General features: G+C 42.5%; 4 protein-coding genes. 3 read left to right on the top strand and 1 reads right to left on the bottom strand.

All coding sequences use genetic code 11. The features are described from left to right. Nucleotides 1-77: 77 nt before the first annotated feature. Entirely contained in the window at nucleotides 78-908 is an 831-nt protein-coding gene (locus tag AB5642_RS19280; protein ID WP_368371881.1) for a helix-turn-helix domain-containing protein, read from the bottom strand. 251 nt (nucleotides 909-1,159) lie between these two features. On the opposite strand from AB5642_RS19280, the gene dapF reads away from it, so the two are divergent. The 3 genes from dapF to AB5642_RS19265 form a co-directional block, all read left to right on the top strand. Continuing rightward, nucleotides 1,160-2,008: a diaminopimelate epimerase gene (gene dapF, locus AB5642_RS19275; RefSeq protein WP_173735272.1), complete on the top strand. Its 849-nt coding sequence runs from the start codon at nucleotides 1,160-1,162 to the stop codon at nucleotides 2,006-2,008. A 413-nt stretch (nucleotides 2,009-2,421) separates the two neighbouring features. After that, nucleotides 2,422-5,811 (top strand): penicillin-binding Tp47 domain C-containing protein, encoded by a 3,390-nt coding sequence (locus AB5642_RS19270; RefSeq protein WP_368371879.1) that lies wholly within the window; start codon nucleotides 2,422-2,424, stop codon nucleotides 5,809-5,811. 173 nt (nucleotides 5,812-5,984) lie between these two features. Further along, a partial coding sequence (locus AB5642_RS19265; RefSeq protein ID WP_368371877.1) for an FMN-binding protein occupies nucleotides 5,985-7,003 on the top strand: 1,019 nt, incomplete at its 3' end.

Here is a 7,003-nt window from a genome sequence, read left to right as displayed (position 1 = left end):
CGTTGCGCCGGCGAGTGAGCAATCACCATTGTCCGAATGCGTCCGCCTTGAACAACTTTCAACACACTAAATAGCAATTATATTGTCTGGCTCGGCGCGGTGCCAAATTGTTTTTTATAGGCCCGGGAGAAGGTGGTATAGTCGGAGAAGCCGCTTAACTGGGCGGCCTTCAGGATGGGGGTGCCTTCGGAAATTTTTGTGCGGGCGAGAAGAAGGCGCTTGCTAATGATGTAGTTGTGGACGGTGTAACCGGTTTCCTCCTTGAATTTCCGCATCATGTGATACTTGCTCAGGTAGTATTTCCGCGCAAGGGTTTCAATGGAAAGATCTTCAGTAAGGTTGTGGTTAATATAACGGAGAAGCTCTTCTATCTGGGAATCACTGCTGTAGGAGCGAGCGTCGTAAATGTACTGCTTTTCCAGAAAAATGCGGTTTACATAAACCATGAACTGGGTAAAAAGAGCTGAGCCAAGAAGCTCGCTTCCAAATTTTTTGTCTTTCAGGGCAGCTTCCAGTTCGTAGAGAAGCTGCTTTAATTTTTCCTGAGTGTCAGAGTCCAGACGGATTAGATTGTAACTCCGGTCAATCGCCTTCTGAAAACAGCGGAGCAGTTCTGTGGATTTGATGTCGTTGCGGATCCATAGTACAAAACGTTCGTATGGAACCGAAAAATCAATTTCAGGTTTGTGGATGGCGTGACGGTTCACGAGGAGAATGTCCCAGGGCTTCAGGTAGTAGGACTTTCCCTCAATGTGGTAGGCTGCCTTTCCGGAAAGAAAGATGATCACCTTGTGAAAATCATGATAATGGTAAGAAAATTCTCGCTTGGTCTGGTCCTTGATGTGAAAAAGCCGGAAATCCTGCTCCAGATAGCCGGTTTTTTCAGTAGGTTCATTGAAAGAATTCATATGTTATGGCCCCTGTTTTAACTATAGTGTGTATGGAACCGCAAACTTTGCTTGCAGCTACGTTTGCGTAGCGTCATAATTCAATTCTGCGCTTGAAATATGACTTTATTATAAATGAAATACCGCATTTTTTGCAATATATTTCGCAAGTTATTCTATGTACATGGGAAAAATAAATGCTATACTGGATATATAAGATGTGATTTGAGAAAAAAGATCACGGGCGCTTCGTCAGAAAGGAATTGAAAACAATGAGAGACAGCATTATCATGACAAAATATCAGGGCTTTGGAAATGATTATCTGGTACTGGATGCGAAGAAAAACCAGCTTCAGCTGCAGGGCAAAAAAGTTGCGCTTCTTTGCCAGCGGGGGTTCGGACTTGGAGCGGATGGTGTGCTTTACGGACCAGTTGACATTAACGGAAAAATGGGAATGCATATTTTTAATTCCGATGGAAGTGAAGCTGCAATCAGTGGAAACGGTGTCTGTATTTTTGCAAAATATCTTATGGACAATGAGTATGTTACAGAGAAAAAATTTGCCATTGAGACTTTATCCGGAACAATCGAAGTAGAGTGTCTGAATGCCAGAGCGACAGAGTTCCGCGTAAATATGGGCAAAGCCTCTTTCCTTTCCAGAGAGATTCCGGTAACTGGCGAGGTGCGTGAGGTGATCGATGAGCCATTTACATTTAACAAGAAAGAATACAAGGCAACTTGTCTCACAGTAGGAAATCCACACTGCATTATTTTCATGGATCAGGTATCTCAGGAAAAAGTAAGAGAGCTGGGGCCATATGTGGAAAATGCAGATGAGTTCCCGGAAAGAGTGAACCTGCAGATCTGCCGCCAGATTGATAAAGGAAATCTGGATATCGAGATCTGGGAGCGTGGCTCCGGTTACACAAAAGCTTCCGGTACAGGAAGCTGTGCAGCAGCCATTGCAGCCTACCGAAAAGGTCTGATGGAAAACAGAATCAATGTAAACCAGCCAGGTGGTATGATCCAGATCGACATTAAAGAAGATGGAACTATTTTTATGACAGGAACTGTCGGATATATTGCGGAGATGAGCGTGGCTGAGAGCTTTTTCTCATAGAAAGAAAATATGGTGCATATGGCGCATCCCAACGGCCGGGGCTGTGTAGCGGTAGCTACGGCGACTGACGTAGGAGCAGCAGATGAAAAATCAGACAAGTCAATATGGCAGTTGCTTAATTTTCAATGTAGGAGAATCCAGGTATAGAAGTAAGAAGACTTCCGTGCCTGGATTCTTTTTTGCTGCAAATGGGGGTGATGTCTGTAAGCGATATCATTATGCCTAAAGAGAGGAAAGTATTTTTTATATAAAATATGGAGACGGAATCAGCATGTTGATATACGAAACAGCCCCTCTTGTTGATAAAAAAAGTGCAATGTCTAAACTAAAAAAAGATAGACATTTCTAACGCGATTCTGTAAAATAAACAAAGGTTAGAAAATACTAATAATAGTTAAATGAGGAGGAAGAGGATGGCTGACAAAAAGTTATTAAGAAAAATTGCTCCGATCATTATGAGTGCAGCTGTAGCGATGACCAGTTCACCAGTTGGAGTAATGGCAGAAGATTTTACTTCTGGTGAAGTGTCTGTTGAGGTTTCTGATGAGACTATATATGATTCTGATGAGATTTCAGACGACTATGACGAATCATCAGAGGCTGACGATTCAGCAGATTTTGGTACAGACACAGAGGATGGTTTTGAATCTGGAGAAGCCGCAGAAGAGGAGTCTGGATTTGAGGACGGCGAAACCGGAGACACAGAAGATGCTTTTTTAGCAAACACTGAGGGCGAAACCAACAATGAAGCGGGAGCTGTGAAAACAGTGGAGGATGGTCAGATCGTACTGATGAACATTCCCTATGAAGCTTTTTACAGATCTGAGTTGAAAAACAATGATGTAAAAGTAGATGCATTTACATCCGCGACGAAAGCAAAAACAAAGATGAGCGGCGTGATGAATGGAAATGCTGCTTATCATACAAGCGCGGAAGGAAATGAACTTGCAGGTGTTACTTTTCCGGTAAAAGTGAATAAAGCTTCTGATTTGGAAAATTTTAAACAGATTACAGACAGCACTACTATAGAGATTACTACGAACATGAAAGGCCAGGTAAGTACTAATACATATACTGGTGCAGCGGCTCTTATTGAACAGCCAAGCTATACTTATTATGTTCCGGCAGAAACTCCTGCATATTACAAGGAAATGAGCGTAGATGAGAACGAAAATATTTCTTTTGGCGCTGTTCAGGGAATGTCCGAACAGAATGTTAGTGTGAATGCTGAATTAAAGCTTAATTCCAAATATGGAGATTATCAGCTTGAGCTGGATGAGACAGCAGTAAAGGCAGTAGTAAATGCATCTAATGGTGATAAGATTTATGGTGTAATCATTAATACAACAGACGGAACCACTTATGCACTCCGTCATCTTGAGAATATCTGGAAAGGAAAAGAACTTGCATGGAGCACCGGCTTTACAACAGAATCTCACGGTTGCCCAATAAGCTCTGACCACTACAAATCCATGATGGGAAAAACTATTTCCAGCGTAACGTACTATACGGATAAGGGGGAAATTAATTTTGATATTCCAGATACTTATGTTCCGGTAAAAACAGGTGTCAGTGCAACCGTTGACAACATCAAGGTAACAGATGCAGAGGTTAAAGTTGAATTATCTGAAGCACTTCCATCTGATTATTCAAAGAAATATGCAGTTGATGATGTGGAAGCAGCGACAACAGAGACAGGAGTAAAGGTTACAAATCTTACACCTGGAACACATACTCTGACAATTTCCGATGCAAATGGAAAATATGCTCCTGTCAGCGCTACTTTTACAGCAACAACAGATACTGTAATGGCTTCCTATGATGAGTATGAAGGAAAACTGGTTGCTGCGGCAGATATTACCGCTGAGCAGTTTGTTGCATTTACCAAAACAGTTTCAAAAGTAAAAATTGGTGACCAAGAGTATGCTGCAAGCGGAAAAGGTGCTGTGAAGATTGTTCAGGAGGATGGAACTCTTGATTATTCTAAAACAGCTGTAAACGATGGAGATACAGTAGTTGTAAGTGCTGCCGGATACCCAGATGTAACATTTGTTTACAACGAAAACGTATATGTATACGCAGGTCTTACATGGGCTGAGTACTGGGCTTCCGAGGATGTATACAATGCAGGCTCCACAGCTTCTTCTGAAGAAAAAGACAGAAGAGGTGAGTCAGACCTTGGAGCATTTGATGCTGTAACAAGAGCAACTGCAAACCATGGCCTTCACAGAGGAAGCTTCCAGGCAATCGCGGTTCTTAATGGAAAAACAGTTTCCCACTGGAGCGCAGACGGAAAAACAGTTTATTATGCCGATGGAACATCAGAAGTATTTAACCGGAACAATGTAACCGGATATACCGTAACTGGCCTGAAATATGTACCGGTTGAGATTAAGAGAGCTGACCTTGCTGCTTTTGCAGAAAGTCATGCAATTGTAAAAAATGGCGGACAGCTGATCGGCGGTTATGGCGAGAAAGAACTGAAATCCTATGAAGCCGTTGCAAATGTAACTGCAAATACAAATGGTTTGAAAAAAGCTACAAAAGCTGAAGATGGAAGCTTTGTAATCGGAGCAAGACAGAACGGAACTGAGTCTGGTATCAAAGATGCAGAGCTGAAAGTGGCAGACGGAATTACAGCAGCTGTAAAGCCTGGAAATGGTTCCTATGGTGAGTTCCTGAGAGTTGACCTGACTGGAAACTATGGCGATCTTGGTGCACATATGCAGTCTGTTGAGTGGGCATATTATGGAAATGATTCCACTTATACAAACAGACTTGCAAACTATGGAACAAAATTTGCAGCTGATAACTGGATGCATAAAATGATGGGTATCCAGCTTGGTCTTACAGAATCTGGAAGATGCAAGCTTCCGGAAGGAACTGACGGAACTGGTTACTGGATGCTTACTGTTCATGCCCTTGGATACCAGGATTACGTTGTAAAATTCCAGGCAACAGCTGAGAATATTGCAAAACCTGCAGGTGATGCAGATTCCACACCACTGGAAAACATTATCGCAGAAGCAAAAGCCCTGAATGAGGCTGATTATACTCCGGAGAGCTGGGCTGCTGCAAAAGACAGCATTGCAAATGAGCTTGAAGAGTGCGAGGAAATGCTTGCAAATATTAAGAATCAGACAACTTATGGCGTAGAAGAGCAGATCGGACATTTAAGAGAAGCTCTTAACATGCTTGTAAAAGCTCCGTCTCCAACTGTAACGCCGGCACAGCCGACTGCAACACCAGTCCCGGCAAAGCCGACCGCAACACCGACCCCGGCACAGCCAACTGTAGCACCTACACAGCCAACTGCAACTCCGGCACCGACTGAAGCACCGGCCAAAGGAATTACAGCAACTGCAAAAGCTTCCACAATTTACACCAAAGGAAAAACCTCTACAACCATTACGGTTGTAAAAAATGATGTAACTGGAAAAGTTAAATTTACATCCAGCAACAAGAAAGTAGCGACTGTTACCTCCAAAGGCGTTGTAAAAGCGAAAAAAGCGGGAAAGACAACCATTACTGTAAAGGTTGGAAATTACACTAAGAAAGTAGTAATCCAGGTTAAGAAACCTTCTCTGAAGCTTGCAAAATCTTCTGCAACAATCAAGAAAGGCAAAACAGTAAAAATCAAAGCAACCGCAACACCATCCGGAAAAGTAACATACAAGTCCAGCAATAAGAAAGTAGCGACTGTTACTGCAAAAGGTGTTGTAAAAGGTAAGAAGAAAGGTACTGCAACCATCACTGTTACAAGTAATGGGGTATCTAAGAAATTCAAAGTAAAAGTAAAATAATTGGTAACCATTCAGAAGGTACTGAACAGTTACAATAATTGTTACAAAGTTTTTACTGGTAACAAATAAGACTTGTGTGAAACAAGGCAAAGGAACGGGGGCCGTTTTTAACAGCCCCTGCTTTTGCTTGTAAAGAGAAATTTAATTTGCTACATATTTTAACAGGAGACAGCATGAAAAAACGAGACAGTGATAAGAATCCTTTTGAAAAAAAGAATCTGGTGAAACTTGCTCCAGCAGCAGTGGTTATTGCGGCTGTGGCTGCAGCAGGTGCTCAGGCTGGCAGCAGTGGAAAAGAAGTGACTGCTGAAACCAGAGAGGTTGTAAAATCCCAGGATCTGGAATCGCTTCTGAAAACAGCCTATTCCTATGAGGCAGCAGATGACGAGGCAAAAGAGGAGAGTCTGCTGAAAGCAGGCAAAAATACATCATCATCTTCAAAGAAAAAAACCTCCAAAATTTCAAAGAAAAAAAGTGGTATAAAAAAAGGAAGCTCAAAGACCCTTCCAGTAAAAACGGCTGCATCTTTAGGGGTAGGTCAGGGCTCCACCACTACACCAACTACAGAAGTTCCGGAAGGCGGCTATAAAGATGGAACTTATCAGGGCAGCGGTACTGGCTTTGGAGGAACGATTACCGTACAGGTAACTGTATCAGGTGGGAAAATCACAGCTGTTGATATATTGAGTGCCTCTGGAGAAACAGGCTCTTATTTTGCCTCTGCACAGGGCGTTGTAAGTAAGGTTTTATCAAGCCAGTCCCCGAATGTGGATGCAGTCAGCGGTGCAACTTATTCCTCAAACGGGATTATCCAGGCAGTACAGAATGCCCTTTCACAGGCAGGAAACAGTGATTCTGCCACACCGGCTGCCACACCAACTCCAACGCCAACGCCAAAACCTGCAAAGAAACCGAAGAAAGATACTTCTGTCAGCTATAAAGATGGCGTATATGAGGGACAGGCAGAAGGCTTTGATGGAACCGTAACGGTAAAGGTTACAATAAAAAATGGAAAAATCAAAAAAATAAGCAACACAAATACAGATACACCTGAATTTTTTAATAAAGCATGGAAAACAATCAAGTCCAATGTGATTTCCAGACAGAGTACTTCTGAAATTGATACTGTAAGTGGTGCAACATTTTCTTCCCATGGAATTCTCGGAGCTTTATCCCAGGCTCTTTCAAAGGC

It is taken from the genome of Ruminococcus sp. 1001136sp1_2201st1_G3_2201SCRN_220225 (assembly GCF_040924365.1).
In the GTDB taxonomy this organism is placed as follows: Bacteria; Bacillota; Clostridia; order Lachnospirales; family Lachnospiraceae; genus Blautia_A; species Blautia_A faecis.
Note: the sequence above shows the minus strand (reverse complement) of the source record. Positions and strands in the feature narration are given on the sequence as shown.

What these genes read in the sequence shown, in the direction of transcription:
- AB5642_RS19280 (WP_368371881.1), bottom strand. Translation starts at nt 908, where the DNA reads ATGAATTCTTTCAATGAACCTACTGAAAAAACCGGCTATCTGGAGCAG.
- dapF (WP_173735272.1), top strand. Translation starts at nt 1,160, where the DNA reads ATGAGAGACAGCATTATCATGACAAAATATCAGGGCTTTGGAAATGAT.
- AB5642_RS19270 (WP_368371879.1), top strand. Translation starts at nt 2,422, where the DNA reads ATGGCTGACAAAAAGTTATTAAGAAAAATTGCTCCGATCATTATGAGT.